Genomic DNA, 20,964 nt, shown 5'->3' with positions numbered 1-20,964 from the left:
GTCGGCCGGCCTGGCTCAGCCGAGGCGGATCACCTTGCGGGCGCTCAGATCGATCACGAAGTCCCGGGCGTCGATCCACGAGCCGTTCTTGATCTTCGGGAACAGTCGGGTGCAGCGGTGCTCGCCGCACTTCTCGACCGCTGCCGACCCGCCCGGAGCGGCCCGGTACACCATGCTGCTCAGCTGCAGCTGGTCCGGGGAGGTGAGCTCCTTGCCGGTGGCGTCCTTGTAGTCCGCCTTGAGGTCGGCGCCCAGCGGATCGGCGATCAGCAGCTTGGCGGCCTCGTTCTGCTCGGCGAGGCTCAGTGGCGGCTGGACTCCGTGCTGGGTGGCGGTCTGCTCGACCTTGCCCGTGTCGAGGTTGACGGTCTTGGTGACGAGGGTGTCGTCCCGGTAGTCGTAGACCGTCACATCGGCGCGCCGGGGAGCGCTCGCGTCGTCGACCTCGTCGGCCTCCGGCTCGGCGAGCTGGACGTCGATCCGCTGCGGGCCGCGCGCGCCCCTGACGTTCTCGCTGCCGTCGATCAGCTGCCGGTTCACCGCGAGCTTCTCGACCCGCGTGATCTCGTCGTCGGTCAGCGGGTCATTGCCCTTGCCCCGCTCGCCCTCGGCCGGCGCCTGCTCGACGACGCCGGGCTGCACGGCTGCGCTGTCCTGCCCCTGCGCCGCCTGCTGGGCGGACTGACCGCTGCCGTTGGTCCCCCCCGTCGTGTCGGCCCCTGCCGTCCCCGGCAGTGTGATCCCGACCATCACGGCGGTTCCGGCCACCGCTATGGCCGCACCGGCCACCACCTTGCCCAGATGGCGGTGCACTATCTTGCGCACATCTTCCTCCCCCTACTCCCCTGAGCCCCCGGGAGTACGTGATTGCCCCACTGGTTCGGCATACCGCGTATGCACTGGTCGATCGATAAGAGGGACGTAAGTCATAGGTGGTTCCATCACTTTCGGGGACACTCGACGCCAAGGCGCCCCCGACGGCGCGCTCCAGCTGAAAGAGTCGTATCCATGCAGGTCTGGCCTGGAGAGGCATATCCACTCGGTGCCACCTACGACGGCGCCGGCACGAACTTCGCGGTCTTCACGGAGGCCGCGGACCGAGTAGAGCTGTGTCTGCTGCACGACGACGGCTCGGAGACGGCGGTGGAACTGCGGGAGAGCGACGCGTTCGTGCGGCACGCGTACGTGCCGGGCGTCATGCCCGGGCAGCGGTACGGGTTCCGGGTGCACGGCCCGTACGCCCCCGAGCACGGCCAGCGCTGCAACTCCGCGAAGCTGTTGCTCGACCCGTACGCCAAGGCGGTCAGCGGCTCGATCCGCTGGGGCGAGGAGGTGTACGGCTACCACTTCGACAAACCTGAGCGGCGCAACGACCTGGACTCGGCGCCGCACATGATGTCGTCGGTCGTGGTCAACCCGTACTTCGACTGGGGCGACGACCGCCGCCCGCGCACCGAGTACCACCACACGGTGATCTACGAGGCCCATGTGAAGGGCCTGACGATGCGTCACCCGGGGCTGCCGGAGGAGCTGCGTGGCACCTACGCCGCCCTCGCGCACCCGGCGGTCATCGAGCACCTCACCGAGCTGGGCGTGACGGCGCTGGAGCTGATGCCGGTCCACCAGTTCGTGAACGACCACCGGCTGGTCGACATGGGCCTGAACAACTACTGGGGCTACAACACGATCGGCTTCTTCGCCCCGCACAACGCGTACGCCTCCTGGGGCGACCGCGGCCAGCAGGTCCTGGAGTTCAAGTCGGCGGTGCGGGCGCTGCACGAGGCAGGCATCGAGGTCATCCTCGACGTGGTCTACAACCACACGGCCGAGGGCAACCACCTGGGCCCCACGCTGTCGTTCCGGGGCCTGGACAACGCGCAGTACTACCGGCTGACGGACGACCCGCGCTACTACATGGACACCACCGGGACCGGGAACTCGCTGCTCATGCGGTCCCCGCACGTCCTGCAGCTGATCATGGACTCGTTGCGCTACTGGGTCACCGAGATGCATGTCGACGGCTTCCGCTTCGACCTCGCGGCCACCCTGGCGCGCCAGTTCCACGAGGTGGACCGGCTGTCGTCGTTCTTCGACCTGGTGCAGCAGGACCCGGTGGTCTCCCAGGTGAAGCTGATCGCCGAGCCGTGGGACGTGGGCGAGGGCGGCTACCAGGTGGGCAACTTCCCGCCGCTGTGGACCGAGTGGAACGGCAAGTACCGCGACACCGTACGGGACCTGTGGCGGGGTGAGCATCGCGCGCTGGCGGAGTTCGCGTCCCGGCTGACGGGCTCGTCCGACCTGTACCAGGACGACGGGCGGCGCCCGCTGGCCTCCATCAACTTCGTGACCTGCCACGACGGGTTCACCCTGCACGACCTCGTCTCGTACAACGACAAGCACAACCAGGCCAACGGCGAGGACAACCGGGACGGCGAGAGCCACAACCGGTCCTGGAACTGCGGCGCGGAGGGCGACACCGACGACCCGGACGTGCTGGCGCTGCGGGCCCGCCAGATGCGCAACTTCATCGCCACGCTGATGCTGTCCCAGGGCGTGCCGATGATCAGCCACGGCGACGAGTTCGCGCGCACACAGCGCGGCAACAACAACGCGTACTGCCAGGACAGCGAGCTGGCGTGGGTCGACTGGCCGCAGGCCGGGGAGAACGGGCAGGGCGAGCTGAACGAGGAGGACGGCTCGGACGACGAGGGCGCGGCCGGGCTGCCCCGCGAGCTGCTCGCCTTCACGCGCGCGATGGTGTGGCTGCGGCGGGACCATCCGGTCTTCCGGCGGCGGCGCTTCTTCCACGGGCGCCCCGTGGAGGGCACCCACGACGACCTGTCGGACATCGCCTGGTTCACTCCGCAGGGCAACGAGATGGCCCAGCGGGACTGGGACCGGGCGCAGGCGTCGGCACTGACGGTGTTCCTCAACGGCAACGCGATCTCGGAGCCGGGCTCACGCGGGGAGCGCATCTCGGACGACTCGTTCCTGCTGATGTTCAACGCCTCGCCCAAGACGCTCGACTTCGTCGTGCCGGTCAACCACGGCCGCCAGTGGCAGGTGGTCGTCGACACCGCCCGCACGGACGGGGTGCCGCCGGGGACGGGCACGAAGGTGCAGGCCGGGGACCGGTTGACGCTGGTGGACCGGAGCCTGACGGTGTTGCAGCGCCCGGTCTAGGACGGTGCGGAGGGCGCGGACCGGGTGTGGGTGCGCGCCTGCTCGGTCCCGTCCCCGTCGGGCACACGCGCGTGGAGGTCCGTTTCGGCGGCGCGTGCGGTGTACGACGCCGGGCGCGCCGTCAGCGCGATCGCGCAGGCGAGTGCGGCCACCAGGCTCGCCGCCGCGAACGCGGCCGCCGGGCCGTACGACTCGGCCAGACGCCCGGTGACGGCGACCGCCAGTGCCTGCCCGCCGACGAGGGCACTCGTCGCGAACGCCATCGCCTCGGCGAGCCGCGCGGGCGGCACCACGCGCTCGGTCAGGCCGAACACCGTGATCAGGTGCGGGGCGTAGGCGATGCCGAGGACGGTGACCGTGGCGTAGAGCGCGGGGAGGCTGTCGGTCCACAGCAGGGGCAGGGACAGCGCGCACGCGGCCGCGGTGGCCGTCCGCCAGCGTGCGACGAGTGCGATGCGGGCCGGCAGCGCGGCCATGGAGAGGCCCGCGACGGAGCTCATCACTCCCATGGCGGCGTACACGAGCCCCGCCTGATCCGGTTGGCCGAGTCGCTGGGTGAGGGCGGTGATGCCGGCCTGGCAGGCGCCGAACATGGCGCCCTGGAGGGCCAGGGCGGTGCGGAGGGCGTGGACGGGGCGGGGGATGCGTGTCGGGGCGGGGCCGGTGCCTCGTTCCCGGGACATGGGCCCGGTGCGTCGTTCCCGGGACATCGGCACGGCAGCGGTCCGATGCAGCGCGAAGCCGCTGCCGCACAGGGCCACCAGCACCGCCGCCCCGCCCAGCGCGTACGCCGGTTGGGACACCACCGCCGCCAGGCCGACCAGGGCGGGCCCCAGGACGAAGGAGATCTCGTCCAGGGTGCTCTCGAAGGAGAGCGCGGCGCCCACGGTCGTCTCGCGGGCCCCGGACCGGCGGGCGAGAGCGACCAGACGGGCCCGGGCCATGGGCCCGATCTGCGGGACCGTGGCCCCGGCCGCCGCTCCCAGTGCCGCCAGGACAGCCGTGGACAGCCCCGCGAGCGCCCCGGCGACCAGCCAGACGATCGCGAGGGCGTTGGCGAGGGAGAAGGCGAGCACGACCGTCCGCTGGCCGTGCCGGTCGGCCAGTCGGCCCACCAGCGGGCCACAGGCCACCTGCCCGACCGCGAGCGCGCCGCCGGTCAGCCCCGCGGCCGCCAGGGAGCCGCTCGTCCGGGCGACCAGCAGCACACTGCCGAACTGGATGGTGGCGGTCGGCAGCCGCGCCAGGAAGGACATGACCGGCAGCAGCGGCCCGGTCAGGCCGATCACCTCGCGGTAGGTCCGCAGCGCGCCGCGTCGTCCCGTGACCCCCGTCTTCCTCATCCCTCGAAGCTAGGCACGCACGCGGGCCCGCGTGGAGGGGACGATGACACGAAGCGCGGTGGGGCGGGTACGTAGGTTTCCATGACACCTGAGCGACCTGACCCGATGGTGCCGACCGCCACCTACCGGCTGCAGCTGCAGCCCGCGTTCCCGTTCGGGGCCGCCGCGGCGGCCGTGCCGTACGTGGCCTCGCTCGGCGTCTCGCATCTGCATCTGTCCCCCGTCCTGGAGGCCGTCCCCGGGTCGGGGCACGGCTATGACGTCGTGGATCACGCGCGCGTGCGCGAGGAACTGGGCGGTGAGGAGGGGCTGCGCGCGCTGGCGCGCACCGCGCGCGAGCACGGGCTGGGCCTGGTGGCGGACATCGTGCCGAACCACATGGCCATGGCCCCGCGCCACAACCACGCCCTGTGGGAGGTGCTGCGCGAGGGGCCCAAGTCGCCGTACGCGCGCTGGTTCGACATCGACTGGGAGGCGCAGGGCGGCCAGGTGCTGCTGCCGGTGCTGGGGCATCCGGTGGGCGAGGAGCTCGGCCGTCTGGAGGTGGACGGCGATGTCCTGCGCTACTACGACCAGGTGTTCCCGCTGCGCGAGGGCACCGGGGAACTGCCGCTGCCGCAGCTGCTGGACGCCCAGTGGTACCGGCCGGTGTGGTGGCGGCTGGCGCGTACCGAGCTCAACTACCGGCGGTTCTTCAGCATCTCGGAGCTGATCGGGGTGCGGGTCGAGGACCCGGAGGTGTTCGAGGCCACGCACGCGAAGATCCTCCAGCTGGTCCACGAGGGCGTGATCGACGGGCTGCGCATCGACCATCCCGACGGGCTCGCCGACCCCGACGGGTATCTGCGGCGCCTGAACGAGGCGACCGGCGGGCGCTGGACGGTCGTGGAGAAGATCCTGTCGGACGGTGAGCACCTGCCGGCCTCCTGGCCCGTCGCGGGCACCACCGGATACGACGCCCTGCGGCACGTGGACGGCCTCTTCACCGACCCGGCGGGGTTCGGGGAACTCCTCGGCCAGTACCGGCGGTTCGCGGCCCCTCAGACGGACCGCGGCGGCGACTGGGAGGCGACGGTGCGGCGGGCGGCGTACAAGGTGCTCACGCACGAGCTGGCCGCGGAGATCGACCGGCTGACGCGGGTGGCGAGCCGGGTGTGCGCCACGTCCCCGGAGCCCGCGCTGCGCGACCGGGCGCCCTGGGCGCTGCGCACCGCGCTGCAGGAGCTCCTCGTCCGGCTGGAGGTCTACCGGCCGTACGCCTCCGGTGACGCGGCCCGCGTGGTCACCGAGGAGGCCGCCGCGCAGGCCCGGCTCGCCTTCGTGGTGCCCGAGGAGGCCGGTGCGGTCGACGTGGTGCGCGACCTGGTGCTCGGGCGGGCCGGTGACGGACCGGAGCACGTGGAGTTCCGGACTCGGTTCGCGCAGACGGCGTCGGCGCTGCGGGCCAAGTCCGTGGAGGACACGGCGTTCTACCGCTATGTGCCGCTGCTGTCGGCGACCGAGGTGGGCGGCAACCCGGGAAGTCCCGCGGTCTCGCCGGACGAGTTCCACGCCTACTGCGCGCGCGTGCAGCGCGACTGGCCGCTGACCGGGACCGTCGCGTCGACGCACGACACCAAACGCAGCGCCGACGTACGGGCCGCGCTGGCCGTGCTCACCGAGTGCCCGGAGCGCTGGGCGGACGTCCTGGCCGAGGTGACGCGCGACGGCGAAGGCGTGCCGGACGCGCAAGTGGCGTGGGCCGCCTGGCAGACGGTGTTCGCGCTGGGCGAGCCGGACGTGGAGCGCGTTCAGGGTGCGCTGCTGAAGCATGTGCGCGAGGCCGGCCTTTTCACCAGCTGGACGGAGCAGGAGCCGCCGTACGAGGAGGCGGTGGCGGCGTTCGTCGCGGCGGGGCCCTGCGGGGCGCCGGGCGAGCGTGTGGCCGCCTTCCGCGGCGGCCTGGAGCCGCACATCCGGGCGAACATGCTGGGCATGGCCCTGGCCCAGCTGACCATGCCGGGCGTCCCGGACGTCTACCAGGGCACCGAGGGCGAGTACCGGGCGCTGGTGGACCCGGACAACCGGCGGGCCGTGCGGTTCCCGCACGAGGCTCCGGGCGAGAAAGGGGCGGTGACCGCGGCGGCACTGCGGCTGCGCGGGCGGCGCCCCGCCGTGTTCGGCGACTCGGCGTCGTACACGCCCTTGTCCGCCGATGGCCCGGCTGCCGCGCACTGCGCCGCCTTCGTGCGCTCCGGGGAGGTGGTGACCGCCGTGACCCGGCTGTCACTGCGGCTGGCCCGGGCGGGCGGCTGGCGCGACACGCTGCTGCTGCTGCCGCCGGGGCGGTGGGCCGATGTGCTGGCTCCGGAGCGGGAGTTCACCGGGCACGCGCGCGTGGAGGAGCTTTTCGAGCGGCTGCCGGTGGCGTTGCTGGAGCGGGTCGGCGAGGAGCAGCCGTAGGCGTGGGCGAAGGGGCGCGCTCGCCCGGCGTGTAGGGCTGCACCGCGCGCCGTACCCTCCCGCCGGCGACCGGCTCGTACCCGCGCACGCTCCGGGGGCTCGTGTCCGATGGCGGGCGTGTGGTGGCGCGGGCCGATTTGCGCCGCACGGCCGGGCCTCCGGTGTCTGCCGGTGGTCGGCGGGGAGGTGACCGGTTGGGAACGCGCCTCGTTCCGTGACTCGTGGGGTGCGTGGGACAACCTCGTGGAGCGGCAGGGCGGGGTCGCGCTGCCGCCGAGTCCGACGGCCCCCGCCCGTCGGCGGTGAATGCAACTGGGCGCCCCCTGGCGCCTCCCCCGTGAAGTCCTTGACACGTCAACGAGACCGTGGGGTACTGCGGATTGCGAAGCAGGGCGGACATGACGGGGGTGAGTCTCCTGCCGGAGCTGCGCTACCCCACCCTTGCCGAACTCGTCCTGTCCGCCCGTGCCCTGGCCGCTCACCGGCCCGGCCTGTGCACGCTGAGACAGGTGGGCACCTCCCGGGGCGGCAGACCGCTGCTCCTGCTCTCCATCGGTCACGCCCGACACGCGGTCCTGGTGGTGGCGGGCGCCCATGCCAACGAACCGACGGGCAGCGCCACCCTCCTCGCCGTCGCCGAACGCGTCCTGCACGACCGGGACTTACGGGCCGACATCTCCTGGCACTTCCTGCTGTGCGCGGACCCCGACGGGGCGAGCCTGCACACCACCCCGGCGCCCCGGAGCCTGTTCGAGTACCACCTGGGCTTCTTCCGGCCGGCGGCCTCGGAACAGCCGGAATGGGCACCGGCCGCGCTGCCCGCCGACCGGCTGCCGCCGGAGACGCGCGCGCTGACCCGGGTCATCGACGAACTGCGCCCCTACCTCCAGGTGACCCTGCACGGCACCGACCTGGGCGGCAGCTGGGTGCAACTGACGAAGGACGTCCCCGGGCTCGCCGAGCCGTTCGCGAAGTCCGCCGCCGAGCTGCACATCCCGGTGGAGACCGGGGCCTCGGACGCGGCGGGCTGGCCCGCGGCCGGACCCGGGGTGCATGTCATGCCGTCGCCGGGCGCGGGGGCGGCGTATCCGAGCATGCCGGACGACGCGCGCAGCAGCACCTGGTACCACGTGCATCGCTACGGCGGTCTGACCGCGGTCGTCGAGGTGCCGATGTGGGCGAGCGACCTGGTGGACGACCCGGCTCCGCATCCGGCCCCGGCCAGGGCGATGCGGCGGCTGGGGACCCGGCTGCGGCGGGACGCGCTGGAGGTGGAGCGGGTGCTCGGCGAGGCGCTCCCCCGTCTGGACGGTGTCGACGGACCCCTGTTGCGGGCCGCGAAGTGGGCGCTGGAGCTGGTGCCGGGACTGGCCGCCGACTGGATCCACACAGCGCCCGCCGACGACACCATGGCGTACGTCGGGAGCGTGGACGCCTTCGGGCGCCGGCTGCCGCTGCGGGCGGCGGCCATGCTGCTGCGCGTCCTTCAGGAGGCCGACGACCGTGCGGCGCCGCGCCTCGAACACCTCGTGGCGACCTGGAGCGACGCCTTCACCGAACGCTTCCGCGCCCGCTGGGTGCCCCTGGAGCACCAGGTCGAGCACCAGTCCCGCACGGTCGTCGCGGCGGCGCTCCACGCCCGGGACCGCGCGGCGTGAGGTGCGGCAGGACGGCGCCACGCGCGCGTGAGCGCGACGCCGTCCTCCATGCGCGCATGAACTCACCGACGGATGTACGAGGGCTCGGGCGGCCGTGTGGGCCGTCCGGGTCAGCTGTCCATCGTGAACACCGAGCCGGTCCGCGCGGCCAGCGCGCAGGAGTTGGAGAAGGTCTCCCGGTACTCGACCGGCCGTCCGCCCCATGTCCCGCGCGCGTGGGCGGTGACCGGCGCGTAGATCATCGTGCAGAAGGTGTTGTCGGACTGGAGCCGCTGGAGCCGGCTGATGTCGCCGTCCACCTTGGCGAGCTGTGCACAGGCCTCGACCGCACGGTCGTGGCCCTGGGGCGGGTCGCAGGTGAGGAGGATGCCGCGGCTGTGGCCGCCCTCGCCGCGCGTGCCGTTCTGTCCGCCGTCGCCGCGCGTGTCGCCACGTCCGCCGTCGCCGGGGGTGATCGTGAGGAAGAGCCAGTTGGCCGGACCGGGTTCCCGGAGCGGCTCCTGAGCCGCCGCGAGGGCCGGCACGGTGCCGAGGACCAGGAGGGCTGCGGCGGCCGACAGACCGGCCCGGACCGCTTTCGCCGCGCGAGTGTGTTCAGTGAGGGAGCGCCTCGGGTGGGAATGCGTCATTCCCGATGCATCGGCACGGCGGCCCCGGCATTCCACCCCGACTCACCCGAACGGGAGCACGCGGGCGCGTACCGTCCGGCGAGCTCGAACGTGGCGAGCACCACCCGCGACTGGTACTCCACCTGCCGCGCGACCGGTATCCAGCGCGCCCCGCAGCCGTCGCGGTAGTCGTCGCACCACTGGTCCAGGAGCCCCTCCAGCTCCGGCATCACTCCGGCCGGGTCACGCCCCGCGCCCGTCACGAGCTGGTGCAGCAGCCCGGCCGTGCGCAGGGCCAGGCGCCGCCCGGCGATGCGCAGGGCGGCCAGATGGGCGCTGCTGAGCGGCGGGAGGGGGCGGGCGCCGCCGGTGACCGGGATGTCGGGGTCCCAGGTGTCGGCGAGCCCGGGGCAGACCAGTAAATAGTCGTCCACCGGGGCGAGCAGCCGGGCCGTCTCCGGTCCGGCCGGAAGGTGGGGGCGCAGCCGCTCCAACAGCCGCTCCAGGAGCCGGGTGTCGTGGCGCAGCGTGTGGCTCACCACGCGCAGGACCGTTTCCTCATCGGCGGGCGGAGCGCCGTCCTCCACCGCGGCCACACCCCACATCGGGGCCTCGACGACCGCCGTGACCGTGCCGTGCCGGTGCGGATGGAACCATGTCGACTCGACGGCCGCCTCGGTGATGGCGGCGGCCAGATCGCCGCGGCGCGGCATGGGGATCCGGTAGACGGCGGGTCCCAGTTCCGGCCAGTACAGGGTGTCGTAGGGGCCGAGCTCGCGCGGGATGCCGAGGCGGGTGGCGCAGTGCGCGACGCGCTGGGCGAGGCCGGGCAGGTCGTGGGTCAGCTCGACGAAGCCGCCGCCGACGTCGACGCCGTGCAGGGAGCACTGGAGGAAGGGCCGCAGTTCGTCCTGGAGTTCGAGCAGGGTGCGGGTCTCGGGCAGGGTGACGGCGGCCGCGCCGTCGGGCAGCCACTCGGGCTGTTCCAGGAAGCCGGGCCGGAAGAAGTGCCGGAAGTAGCCGCCGAGGGCGTACGGGCCGTGCAGCCAGCCCTCGTTCCGGCGCAGGCCGTCGGGGTCCAGGCACAGCAGCAGGTTCCAGGTGGCGTCGGCGCCCTCGTGCAGCCGGGGGTCGGCGAGCACCCGCTCGGCCAGTCGCAGTACGGTCGCGCCGCCCACCGGTTCGTTGGCGTGCGGGCCGGCCACGATCAGGGCCTGACGGCTGCCGTGGCCGACGGACAGCAGCCACATGGGCGTGCCGGCCCGGGAGGTCCCCACCCGGCGCAGTCGCGCGTCACGGGGGCGGCGGGCGACGAGTGCGGCCGCCCGGGCACCGAGCTCGTCGACGGTCGGATAGCGGAGGAGTGGCGGCAGGGCACACCTCCACAATGTGGTGCCGTCGATTCACCTGATGTGCATGGTGTACGCACAGTCAGTCACGAGTTGACGACTACGTCAACACCACGGAAGGTCAAAGGGATTTGGGGCGGTTCGGGTCAGTGCGCGGCGAGCCGGAACGACATCCGGCCGAAGCCGATCTGGTCGCCCTCGCGGACCACGACGGCCCCGATGACGCGGCGGCCGTTCACCGTGGTGCCGTTGGTTGAGCCGAGGTCGCGCAGGACCCACAGGCCGCACTGGTGGCTCAGTTCGGCGTGCACCCGGGACACCGTCTCGTGGGTCAGCCGCAGCCCGTTGGCGGGGTCACGCCCTATGCGCAGCGGATGGCCGGTCGCGGGGTGGGGCAGCAGCAGCTTGGGCAGCCGCTCGGACTGCCAGGCCCTGCGCAGCCGTACGGTGAAGCCCGAGATCGCCTCGACGGTGCCGAAGACCAGGCGTGACACACGGCTCTCGACGGGCAGGTCGGCGGTGAGTACGGCGAGCTCGTCGGCGCGGCGGGCGGCCAGAGCGAGTTCCATGCGTCGCACGAACGTGTCATGTGACAGCCGGCCCATGGCGACGCCGTCACGCAGCACCTTCAGCGCCTTGTCGCGCTCCGCGTCGGAGAGCCGCGCGGGGTACGTGTTGAACTCGAAGGACGACGTCACGGTGCTGATTGTCGGTCAGTGAACCCGCGGTGTCCAGAAAACGCGGAAACGGCGGCCACCCGCACGTGCTCGACGGGACCGGCCGCGACACCCGTCGCAAAAGGGATGATTCAAAAGCGGATTGATCACGTTTGAAGCACCATGGACGGGCTACATCACGGTGAGCAGACGAAGGGGAACCGTCCGTGCAGTTCGAGGTGTGGGCACCGCAGGCCGACCGTGTGACGCTCCATTGCGAGGGCGCCACGCGCGCGTTGGAGCGCGATCCAGATCGCGCGGGATGGTGGTGCGGGGAGGCGGACGCGCGGGACGGGACACGGTACGGCTTCGCGCTCGACGACGGTCCCGTGCTGCCCGACCCGCGCTCCCGCCGGCAGCCGGACGGCCCGGACGGGCTGAGCGCGGTCGTCGACCACGCGCCGTACGAGTGGCGCACCGAGTGGGCGGGCCTGCCCCTGCCCGGCTCGGTGCTGTACGAGCTGCACGTGGGCACGTACACGCGTGAGGGCACACTGGACGCGGCCGCCGAGCGGCTCGGACATCTCGTTGAACTGGGCGTCACCCACGTCGAGTTGATGCCCCTGAGCCCCTTCCCCGGCCGGCACGGCTGGGGCTACGAGGGCGTCTCGCTGTGGGCCGTGCACGAGCCGTACGGCGGACCCGAGGCGCTGAAACGCTTCGTCGACCGGGCGCACGAGCTGGGCCTGGGCGTGGTCCTCGACGTCGTGCACAACCACTTCGGCCCGTCCGGGAACTACCTGCCGGTCTTCGGCCCCTACCTCACGGACACCCATCAGACGCCCTGGGGCGCCGCCGTCAACCTGGACGCGCCCGGCTCGGACGAGGTGCGCGCTTATCTCGTGGAGAGCTCGCTGGCCTGGCTGCGGGACTACCGGATCGACGGGCTGCGCCTGGACGCCGTGCACGCGCTGGCGGACACACGCGCGTGCCACTTCCTGGAGGAGCTGTCGACGGCCGTCGACGCCCTGGCCACGGACCTGGGCCGGCCGCTGTACCTGATCGCCGAGTCCGACCTCAACGACCCCCGGCTCATCACCGCGCGCGCGGAGGGCGGGCTCGGGCTGCACGCCCAGTGGAACGACGACTTCCACCACACCCTGCACACCGCGCTGACCGGCGAGTCCCAGGGCTACTACGCCGACTTCGCCCGCGCCCCCATGGCGGGCCTCGCCAAGACCCTGGCCGGCGGCTACTTCCACGACGACACGTACTCCAGCTTCCGGGGCCGGCGCCACGGCCGCCCCCTGGACCGCACGCGCGTGGGGGCGCACCGCCTCCTCGGCTACAGCCAGACCCACGACCAGGTCGGCAACCGGGCCCAGGGCGACCGGCTCGCGAGTCTGCTCTCCCCCGGTCTGCTGGCCTGCGCGGCCACGCTGACGCTGACCGCGCCCTTCACGCCGATGCTGTTCATGGGCGAGGAGTGGGCGGCGAGCACACCCTGGCAGTTCTTCACCGACCACACCGACCCGGAGCTCGCCGAGGCGGTACGGCGCGGCAGACGGCGGGAGTTCGCGGCGCACGGCTGGGCCGAGGAGGACGTGCCCGACCCGCAGGACCCGGCGACCCGGGAGCGCTCCTGCCTCGACTGGTCCGAGCTCGACGCCGAGCCCCACGCGCGCGTGCTCGACTGGTACCGCCGCCTCATCGCCCTGCGCCACGCGCAGCCCGACCTCACCGATCCCGACCTCGCCGACACCAAGGTGGCCTACGACGAGCAGGAGCGCTGGCTCGCCTTCCGTCGCGGCGACGTACGGGTGGCCGTCAACCTCGCCAAAGAACCCGCGGCGATCCCGCTGGGGCCGCGCAAGGCGGCCGTACTGGCGGCGTGGGAGCCGGTGGAGGCGCCGGGCGCGGACGGCGTGCTGCAGGTGCCCGGGGAGTCGAGCGTGGTGCTGTTGCAGGGCTGAGAGCCTGTGTCGCATCCCCGGCCGGGCGCGCGGCACCAAGGCTCGGCGTCCTCGTCCAGAGCTCCCCGTCCAGGACTCCTCGTCCAGGACTCCTCGTCCAGTGCTCCTCGTCTAGAGCTCCCCGTCGTCGTCCTCCCTGAGCTCCGTCACGCGCTCCAGCAGGATCGCCTCCCAGGCGTGTCGCAGTTGTGCCCTCAGCAGCGAGAGGGGGGCCTCGCCCTTGCCGTCGAGGCGGTCCGCGAGGTGGGCGACCGCGTCGCAGCGGGCGAGCCAGAGGCCGCGCAGACAGGGGCGGGCGCCGTAGCCGGCCAGGGTGGCGGCGCGGACGGCGGCCGGGGAGCCGACGGCGAGCGCCAGGCCGGCGATGTCCTCGGCCGGGTCGCCGACGACGGTGTCGGCCCAGCCGAGGACGCCGCGCACCCGGCCGTCGGCGCTGACGACGAGGTGGTCGGCGGTGAGGGCGTGGTGGACGAGGACCGCGGTGCCGGGCTGGGCCGCGAGCTGCACGGCGGCGGGCTGGGTCAGCTGGCGCATCCGCGCCGCGTCGAACTCGTCGGCGGCGGCGAGGCGCCCGGCGGCATGGTCGGCGGACCGGCGCAGGGCCTCCAGGGAGCGCGGGGCGGCGCGCGGCACACCGAGCGTCTCCGCCTGCCGTACCGGAATCTCGCGCAGCCCCGTGAGCAGCCCGGCCAGGTCGGCCTCTCCGACGGCGGACACGTCGTGCTGTGCGCCCGCACCGCCGGGCACCTTGGTGTCCAGGGTGTAGGTCAGCCCGGACGCCCACTCCCCGTACGCGACACTCGTCGGCACCGCGACCGGGACGTGCGGGCGCACGAGGTCGCGCAGGCGCAGCTCGCGGCGCTGGCGGACGGCGGCCGCACGGTCGGGGGCGAGGCGCAGCACATGGCGGGTACCGACCCACCAGGTGGCGGGCTCGGCGCCCGGGGAGGCGGGGCGCACCTCGGGTCCGGCCGAGTCGGCCACACCGTCCTTGAGCAGGGAACGGACCAGCCGGCGGACGGTGTCCGCGGTGGGTGTCGGTGCCTGGGTCATGGTCGCGCCGCTGTCGCTCGGGGGTCTAAGGGGGCTCCTTGCTCCGGGATCGGTCGCCGGGTCAGTCGACTATGACCAGCTCGCGGGTCGTGTCGTTGAGGCGCCGGCCGCCGTCCCCGGTGACCGTGACGATGTCCTCGATGCGCACTCCGAAGCGGCCGGGCAGATAGACGCCGGGCTCCACGGAGAAGCACATGCCGGGCACGAGGGGCTGCTCCTCGCCCTCGATCATGTACGGCGGTTCGTGCGTGGTGACGCCGATGCCGTGCCCGGTGCGGTGGATGAAGTACTCGCCGTACCCGGCGTCCGCGATGACGGCGCGGGCGGCCCGGTCGACCTCCTGGCAGGCGACGCCGGGCCGTACGGCGCGGAAACCGGCCTCCTGGGCCTCGCGCACGAGGTCGTGGACGCGGCGCTCCTCGTCTGTGGGTTCGCCGACATGGACCGTACGGGAGGTGTCGGAGCCGTAGCCGTCACGCAGGCCGCCGAAGTCGAGGACGACCATGTCGCCGCGCTCGATCACACGGTGGCCCGCCTCGTGGTGCGGGTTGGCGCCGTTCGGGCCGGAGGCGACGATCGTGAAGTCGACCTGGGCGTGGCCGAAGTCGCGCAGCAAGCCGGCGAGGTCGGCGGCGACGTCGCGCTCGCGGCGGCCGCCGAAGGGAACCTTCCGGATCTCCTCGAACGTTGCGTCCGCGGCCGCACCCGCGGCCGCCAGCAGCTCCACCTCGGCGGTGTCCTTGACGGCCCGCAGCATCGGCAGGGCGTCGGTGAGGGAGGCGTAGGAGGTGCCGGGCAGCGCCTTCTGCAGGGCCAGCAGATGCATCGCCCAGGCGTTGTCGCTGACGCCGAAGCGGCCGCTCGGGTCGAGGAGGGCGGCGGTGGCGGCGTAGGGGTCCTGGCCGTCGGTCCAGTCGTGCAGGGTCAGGCCGGGCGCCCCGGATGCCCTGGCGTCCGGGGCCTCCAGGGCGGGGACGACGAGGGCGGGGTCCCGGCCGGAGGCGAGGACCAGCAGGGTGAGCCGCTCGGTCTCGGCGGGGGGTGCGTAGCCGGTGAGCCACACCAGGTCCGGGCCGGGTGCCACCAGGAGCCCGGCCAGGCCGGCGTCCGCGGCGGTCCGCGCGGCGCGTTCCATCCGGGTCCGGTAGTCGTCGGCGGTGAAGGGAGCGGGTGCGGTGCCGGTCATCCGGGCCTCCCTGGGCGCGTGAAAGGACTACGGGCAGCATCCTGCCCGTACGGAGGGGGCGACGCGAGCCGGTCGGCGCGCCTTTCGGACGGCCGGTCGGGATGTCGGTCGGGAGTTCCGTCGGAAGGTCGGTCGGGACTTCCGTCGGGAGGTCGGCGGGGCATGGCGTCAGCCGTCCGGTGCCATGGCATCAGCCCTCCAGCGCCATGCGGACGCCGAGGAGCAGCAGCACTCCTCCGGACACCTGTTCAAGGCGTCGGCGCACGCCCGCGCGGGACAGCACGGTCTTCATCCGGCCGACGAACCACACGTACAGCCCGTAGTAGCCGACCTCGTAGACCGCCCAGAGCGCGGCGAGGCCCACCATGGCCGGCAGATGCGGGGCGCCCCGCGGCACGAACTGCGGCAGGAAGGACATCGCGAAGACGGCCGCCTTGGGGTTGGCGAGGTTGAGCAGCAGCCCTCCGCGGTAGGAGGCCCAGCCGCTCTTCGGTGTGCCCTCCCAGTCGCTCTGAGCCGCCCCCTTGCCGCGCCGCGCCTGCCGCAGCGCCTGGATGCCGAAGCCGACGAGCACGACCGCGCCGACGATCCGCATCACGTCGTACGCCACCTCGGAGGCCGTCAGCAGCGCGGTCAGGCCGAAGGCGGCGACCGAACCCCAGATGAAGACGCCGGTCTCGTTGCCGAGCACCGTCAGGAATCCGGAGCGCCTGCTGTGCAGCGACTGCTTGATGATCAGCACGGTGCTGGGCCCGGGCGAGGCGGCGATGAGGGTACAGGCCCCCAGGAAGGCGATGATGGTGGTCGGCATGGGGTCATCGTGGCCTTGCCGGCGGTGCGCGGCCAGTGGTTTTCCCGGAATTCCCCGGGGATGGGGGTGGTCAGGTGACGACGCCCGGCACCACCGTCAGCCACTGGTGGTCGCCATCGCGGTGGCGCACCGTCAGGGTGGCCGCGTCGCCCGGACGGGCCCCGGCGACGGCCCGCGCGAGGTCGGCGGCCGAGCCGATACGGGTCTTGTCCAGCGCGAGGATCACGTCACCGCGGACCAGACCGGCCCTGTATCCCGGGCCGGGCACATGGACGCCGACGACGAGGGCGCCCGGCTTCCGGGCGTCCACGGCCTCCACTCCGAGCGTCGCGACGGCGGCGGGAGCCGGTGCGGAGGTCGGCGTCGAGGACGGCTGTTTCGAGGAACCGGGATGCGCGGAGGCGGTCGGGCTGCCCGGAAGGCCCCGCCCCGCCTGTCGCTGCAGCTCGGCGAGCCTGCTCATGCCGATCACCGTGGCACCCAGCGTGCCGAGCCCGACTCCGGACAGGAGCAGGACCGTCCCGGCGAGAACGGTGACCAAGAGGGTCGCGAGTCGCCGCCGACGTGGGCGGGGCGCGGCGTGCGGGCGCTTCGCGCCGGGGCCTGACCTGGTGCCGTCGTCGGGCCGCTGACCTGGCATGGGCTTGGGTCGCAACACAGTCTGTTCCATCGGATCGCCTCCGCCTGGTGACTACCCTGCGCACCGGCGCACAACGAGCCACGATCGAGTGAGACTGACCAGTGGTCAGGAACGGGAAGCCATGGGCGCCGGTGCGCCAAGTGCGCGCCCACTCCTCCTCACGCTGGTGCACCGAGTACGCGCCCCCTCCTCCTCACACCCGTTCGGCCAGCGCGTCCGCGACTCCGGCCGCCGTTCCCCCGAGCACCCCCGCGTGCACCAGTTCCGTCCGGTGTACGACCCGCGGTTCCGTGATCGGTACGGCGGCCGTGCCGGGCACCCCGGTGGCCGTCCGGCGGGGCAGCAGGGTCAGGCCGTGCCCTGCCGCGGCCACGGCGATGAGGGCGTGGAGGTCGGTGCCCTCGTAGCGCAGGGCGGTGCGGAAGCCGTGGCCGCCGTTCGCGGCGCGCAGGTGGGCGAGCGGCAGGCCGGCGTCGGGGGCGTCCAGCCAGCGGGCGTCGGCCAGGTCGGCGAGGCGCAGGCCGGTGCGCCGGGCGAGCGGGTGGGTGTCGGGCAGGAGGACGCAGACCGGCTCCTCCCCCACGCCGTACGTGGTCAGCGGCGCCACGTCGGGCAGTCGCAACGGGTCGCTGGGGGCGGCCAGGCCGTCCACCAGGCCGAGATCCGCCGTGCCCGTGGCCACGGCCGCGGGGACCTCGTCGCGGGGCAGCACGCGCAAGGTCACCCCGGAGGCCGGGAGCGCGGCGAGGACGCGTGGTCCGAGCGCGGTCGACGAGGTCGCGAGCGTCAGCCCGTGAGAGGGCGCGGCAGCCATCCGTACGACGTCCGCGCGGGCCGCCTCCAGGCGCAACAGCAACGGGCTCGCGTGTTCGAGGAGCCGCTCGCCCGCCGGCGTGGGCGTGACGGGGCGACGTGTGAGCAGCGGGGCGCCCAGGTCCTGTTCGAGCGCGGCGATGTGCTGGGACACCGCCGACTGGGTGTAGCCCAGCTCCCGCGCGGCCTCGGAGAACGAGGCGAGGCGGGCGACGGTGACGTACGTGCGCAGCAGGTGCGGGTCCATGGCGGACAGCCTCCCGCACCTCATCAGCACTGCTTATCGGAGGTGCAGTAATCATCGTTGGACGTGAAGCAAGGGCCGCGCCCAGGATGAAGGCCATGACGAACTCCGCAGCTCGGACGGCCGAGACGGCCAAGACGGCACAGGCGACGCAGACGACACAGAGGACGCAGAGGCCACAGGCGACGCCACCGGCAAGGCTCGCCCTGGTCGGGGATCGCTCCCCCAACGTCGCCTCGCACACGCGCGTGCCGCTTCTGCTGGACGCCCTCGCCGAACGCGACCGGCTCGTCCTGGACGCCTACTGGATCCCGTCGCAGGACGCGGTGGCCGACGACGCGGTGCGCGGCTTCGACGCGGTGTGGGTGCTGCCGGGCAGCCCGTACCGCAGCGAGGCGGGGGTGCTGTCGGCGATCCGCACCGCGCGCGAGGAGGGAATCCCGTTCCTCGGCACATGCGGCGGCTTCCAGCACGCGCTCCTTGAGTACGCCCGTGCCGTGTGCGGGCTGACCGGTGTCGCTCACGCCGAGAACGACCCCGACGCCGACGACTTCCTCATCGAACCCCTGGCCTGCTCACTCGTCGGCCACGAGGCCGTAGTCCGCATCGCGACGGGCTCGCTCGCCCAGTCGGTCATCGGCTCGGAGCGGACCGTCGAACGGTACTTCTGCGCCTACGGCCCCTCCCGCCACCTCGACACTCTGAGCGCGCACGGACTGCGCTTCTCCGGACACGACGAGGACGGTCACGTACGGATCGCCGAACTGCCCGGCCACCCCTTCTTCCTGGCCACGCTCTTCCAGCCGGAACTGTCCGGCGACGGCTCACGCCCGCACCCGGTCGTCCGGGCACTGGCGCGAGCCGCCGTCGAGCACGCGGCGCGGAGGGTCCCCACGCGCGCGTGACGCGCGACCCGCGAGGGACGGCGCCACGCACGCGTGCGTGCGTCAGCCGGTGTGCCCCTCCCCGTGGCCGCCGTGTCCTCCGTGCCCGGCGCCATGGTCGAACTTCAACGCCTCCGGGGGCATGACGACGAAGGGCCGCATCATGCCCATGTCCTCGTGCTCAAGGAGGTGGCAGTGGTACATGAAGCGGCCGTAGGCGCCGTCGAACCGGCCCATGACGCGCAGCATCTGGTTGCCCGGCACCTGGAAGACGTCCTTGTACCCGAGCTCGTTGGGCGCCAGCGGGATCGAGGTGCCGGCGTCGTACCGGATCGGGCCGCGGGTGCCGCCCACCGCCGGGTCGAAGCCCGAGACGTCATAGGCGTCCCGGCCCAGCAGCTGGAAGTCGGCCAGGTGGATGTGCATGGGGTGGACGATCGGTGCCAGGTTGAGGAAGCTCCACTGCTCGTGGCTGCCCTCGGCGATGGTGAAGCCGAGGCCGTCGTTGAACGTCCGTGCCGTGCGCCGGTAGGTCTTGGTCCTGCCGTCCGGGCCGGTGACCTGGATGACGCCCTCGGTGGGGACCTGGATGTCACCCGGGTCCTCGACCTCCGTCATCTCCCAGATCTCCGGGTGACCGCCGGCGCCCTTGGTGGCGGGCGGGGTGAGCACGATCAGGCGGTGGCCGTGCTCGATGTCGTGCGTGAGCCGGCGGAAGGAGCCGGAGAGCACCTCGGGGAGTTCGAAGGTGTCCGTCTCACAGCTCTCCCCGACCCGGAACTCCATGACCGCCGGATAGCGCACGTCGCCCGCCGGGTCGGGTACGCCGGGCGGCTGGTTGCGGCCCTTGTTGACCAGACGAAGCGTCCTGCCCGCGAGAGCGCGGAAGTCGACGAGCAGGTCGAAGCGCTCGGCCGGTGCCGCGCTCAGCGTGGGCAGGGCGCCGTCGAAGTCGATCGGCACCGGCCGCGGCAGCAGCCCGCCGTCACTGCCGATCTGGTGCACGATGCCCGGGACCGGGTTGTCGTCCTCGTCGACCAGGACGAGGTTGTAGATACGCGCGTTGGACGCGTTGACCAGCCGGAAGCGGTGCCAGGCCGCGTCCACGTCGGCGTACGGCCAGATGCGGCCGTTGACCGTGGTGTACGGGCCGGTGAACGGGATGGAGACCGGCTTGCCCGTCTCCGGGTTCTTCTCCTGGACGATCACCGTCTTGTGCAGCAGCCGGCCGTTGAGCCGGCCGTCCTCGTCGGTGTCGAGGTTGCGGTCGGCCAGCAGCAGCGGGATCTCCCGCTCCCCGCAAGGGAGGTGGAGGGCGTCCTCCTCCTCGTCACGGACGAGGTAGGTGCCGTACAGGCCCGCCATCACGTTCCACCGGGTGATGTTCATGGCGTGGTCGTGGTACCACCACTGCACCGCCTGGTGGTCGTTCGGATACTCCGACAGCTGGGCGTCGCCGAAGCCGACCGCGTTGTCCGCCCAGCCGTCGTTGCCGCCGCCCGTCTGGGCGCCGTGCAGGTGGGTCACCGACCAGGCGGGCAGGGCGGCGACGTCCTTGTCGGGCTCGACGCCCTCACGGCCGGGCTCGGTGGAGGACTGCGGACGGCCGTCCGTGCGCAGCGGTACCTCCACCGAAGTGACCGGGTACTCGCCGTGCTTGGGGATGCGGTTGGTCCAGGCGATGCGCACGCGCTGTCCGCGCCGCACCTCGATGGTCGGGCCCGGCACCTGTCCGTCGTACCCCCACATCAGGGTCGGCGGCAGCTGCGGATGCAGTCGCACCCAGGTCGGGCGCAGGGCGATCTCGGTCTCGCGCAGAACGTCGTCGGACGCGGGGCGCAGGACGGGAGGTACGGGCAGCGGGGCGGCGTACGGCGTGAGTTCACCGGCGTCGAGCGGCCGCTCCCCCTTGTCGGCCCCCTTCGCTGCGGTCCCCGTGCCGCTGTCCGTGAGCCTCTCGATGATGTCGGTCAAGGTCGAACACCCCCGTGTGTTCTCGTTGTCTGTTCCCCTCACCCCAGAAGACTCGCGGCGCATCGCCCAAGTTCCCTGAATATCCCGTTCCGCACGAAAAGTTTCGGAAACGGCATCCGGAGGCGAGAAGTCCTTTTGTCAGTGGCG

At 72.9% G+C, this 20,964-nt stretch carries 16 protein-coding genes; 5 read left to right on the top strand and 11 right to left on the bottom strand.

Annotated features, from left to right (window positions below):
- Positions 1-15: 15 nt before the first annotated feature.
- A complete protein-coding gene (locus ACFWYS_RS22905) occupies positions 16-825 on the bottom strand; it encodes a Tat pathway signal sequence domain protein (RefSeq protein ID WP_384771904.1) in 810 nt (269 codons plus the stop codon).
- A 183-nt stretch (positions 826-1,008) separates the two neighbouring features.
- Here ACFWYS_RS22905 and glgX point away from each other — a divergent pair, with 183 nt between their 5' ends.
- Positions 1,009-3,183 carry a glycogen debranching protein GlgX gene (glgX, locus tag ACFWYS_RS22900; protein ID WP_384771901.1) on the top strand — a complete coding sequence of 725 codons (2,175 nt, stop codon included), beginning with the start codon at positions 1,009-1,011 and terminating at the stop codon, positions 3,181-3,183.
- Here glgX and ACFWYS_RS22895 read toward each other — a convergent pair.
- On the bottom strand, positions 3,180-4,526 hold the full coding sequence (locus tag ACFWYS_RS22895) for an MFS transporter (RefSeq protein WP_384771899.1): 1,347 nt from the start codon (positions 4,524-4,526) through the stop codon (positions 3,180-3,182). The genes glgX and ACFWYS_RS22895 overlap by 4 nt on opposite strands.
- An 81-nt stretch (positions 4,527-4,607) precedes the next feature.
- Between ACFWYS_RS22895 and treY the strand changes: the two genes are divergently transcribed.
- Positions 4,608-6,968 carry a malto-oligosyltrehalose synthase gene (gene treY / locus ACFWYS_RS22890; protein WP_384771896.1) on the top strand — a complete coding sequence of 787 codons (2,361 nt, stop codon included), beginning with the start codon at positions 4,608-4,610 and terminating at the stop codon, positions 6,966-6,968.
- 407 nt (positions 6,969-7,375) lie between these two features.
- Entirely contained in the window at positions 7,376-8,626 is a 1,251-nt protein-coding gene (locus ACFWYS_RS22885) for a M14 family zinc carboxypeptidase (RefSeq protein ID WP_384772084.1), read from the top strand.
- Between the two features lie 110 nt (positions 8,627-8,736).
- Here the strand turns inward: ACFWYS_RS22885 and ACFWYS_RS22880 are convergent, their stop codons facing one another.
- The 3 genes from ACFWYS_RS22880 to ACFWYS_RS22870 form a co-directional block, all read right to left on the bottom strand.
- Complete coding sequence (locus ACFWYS_RS22880; RefSeq protein WP_384771893.1) at positions 8,737-9,255, bottom strand: SSI family serine proteinase inhibitor; 519 nt, start codon at positions 9,253-9,255, stop codon at positions 8,737-8,739.
- Positions 9,252-10,622 carry a M14 family zinc carboxypeptidase gene (locus ACFWYS_RS22875; protein WP_384771891.1) on the bottom strand — a complete coding sequence of 457 codons (1,371 nt, stop codon included), beginning with the start codon at positions 10,620-10,622 and terminating at the stop codon, positions 9,252-9,254. Before ACFWYS_RS22875 ends, ACFWYS_RS22880 begins: the two co-directional genes overlap by 4 nt.
- Before the next feature lie 107 nt (positions 10,623-10,729).
- Positions 10,730-11,281, bottom strand: coding sequence for an FHA domain-containing protein (locus tag ACFWYS_RS22870; RefSeq protein ID WP_384771888.1), 552 nt, complete (start codon positions 11,279-11,281; stop codon positions 10,730-10,732).
- Positions 11,282-11,466: 185 nt separating this feature from the next.
- On the opposite strand from ACFWYS_RS22870, the gene treZ reads away from it, so the two are divergent.
- Positions 11,467-13,212, top strand: coding sequence for a malto-oligosyltrehalose trehalohydrolase (treZ, locus tag ACFWYS_RS22865; RefSeq protein ID WP_384771885.1), 1,746 nt, complete (start codon positions 11,467-11,469; stop codon positions 13,210-13,212).
- 111 nt (positions 13,213-13,323) lie between these two features.
- Here the strand turns inward: treZ and ACFWYS_RS22860 are convergent, their stop codons facing one another.
- The 5 genes from ACFWYS_RS22860 to ACFWYS_RS22840 all read right to left on the bottom strand — a co-directional run bounded on the left by ACFWYS_RS22860 (position 13,324) and on the right by ACFWYS_RS22840 (position 17,962).
- Positions 13,324-14,265: an aminoglycoside phosphotransferase family protein gene (locus tag ACFWYS_RS22860; protein WP_384771882.1), complete on the bottom strand. Its 942-nt coding sequence runs from the start codon at positions 14,263-14,265 to the stop codon at positions 13,324-13,326.
- 61 nt (positions 14,266-14,326) lie between these two features.
- Positions 14,327-15,451: an aminopeptidase P family protein gene (locus tag ACFWYS_RS22855; protein WP_384771879.1), complete on the bottom strand. Its 1,125-nt coding sequence runs from the start codon at positions 15,449-15,451 to the stop codon at positions 14,327-14,329.
- Positions 15,452-15,641: 190 nt separating this feature from the next.
- The gene (locus tag ACFWYS_RS22850) at positions 15,642-16,262 is read right to left on the bottom strand and encodes a LysE family translocator (protein WP_384771876.1); all 621 of its coding nucleotides are present in this window, start codon (positions 16,260-16,262) and stop codon (positions 15,642-15,644) included.
- 70 nt (positions 16,263-16,332) lie between these two features.
- The gene (locus tag ACFWYS_RS22845) at positions 16,333-16,932 is read right to left on the bottom strand and encodes a PDZ domain-containing protein (RefSeq protein ID WP_384771873.1); all 600 of its coding nucleotides are present in this window, start codon (positions 16,930-16,932) and stop codon (positions 16,333-16,335) included.
- Positions 16,933-17,095: 163 nt separating this feature from the next.
- Positions 17,096-17,962, bottom strand: coding sequence for a LysR family transcriptional regulator (locus ACFWYS_RS22840; protein ID WP_384771870.1), 867 nt, complete (start codon positions 17,960-17,962; stop codon positions 17,096-17,098).
- 95 nt (positions 17,963-18,057) lie between these two features.
- Here ACFWYS_RS22840 and ACFWYS_RS22835 point away from each other — a divergent pair, with 95 nt between their 5' ends.
- Positions 18,058-18,864: a hypothetical protein gene (locus ACFWYS_RS22835; RefSeq protein WP_384771867.1), complete on the top strand. Its 807-nt coding sequence runs from the start codon at positions 18,058-18,060 to the stop codon at positions 18,862-18,864.
- A 42-nt stretch (positions 18,865-18,906) separates the two neighbouring features.
- Here ACFWYS_RS22835 and phsA read toward each other — a convergent pair whose 3' ends face one another.
- Entirely contained in the window at positions 18,907-20,817 is a 1,911-nt protein-coding gene (gene phsA, locus ACFWYS_RS22830; protein ID WP_384771864.1) for an O-aminophenol oxidase PhsA, read from the bottom strand.
- Positions 20,818-20,964 lie beyond the last annotated feature (147 nt).

The organism is Streptomyces sp. NPDC059010, assembly GCF_042740355.1.
Taxonomy (GTDB): domain Bacteria; phylum Actinomycetota; class Actinomycetes; order Streptomycetales; family Streptomycetaceae; genus Streptomyces.
Note: the sequence above shows the minus strand (reverse complement) of the source record. Positions and strands in the feature narration are given on the sequence as shown.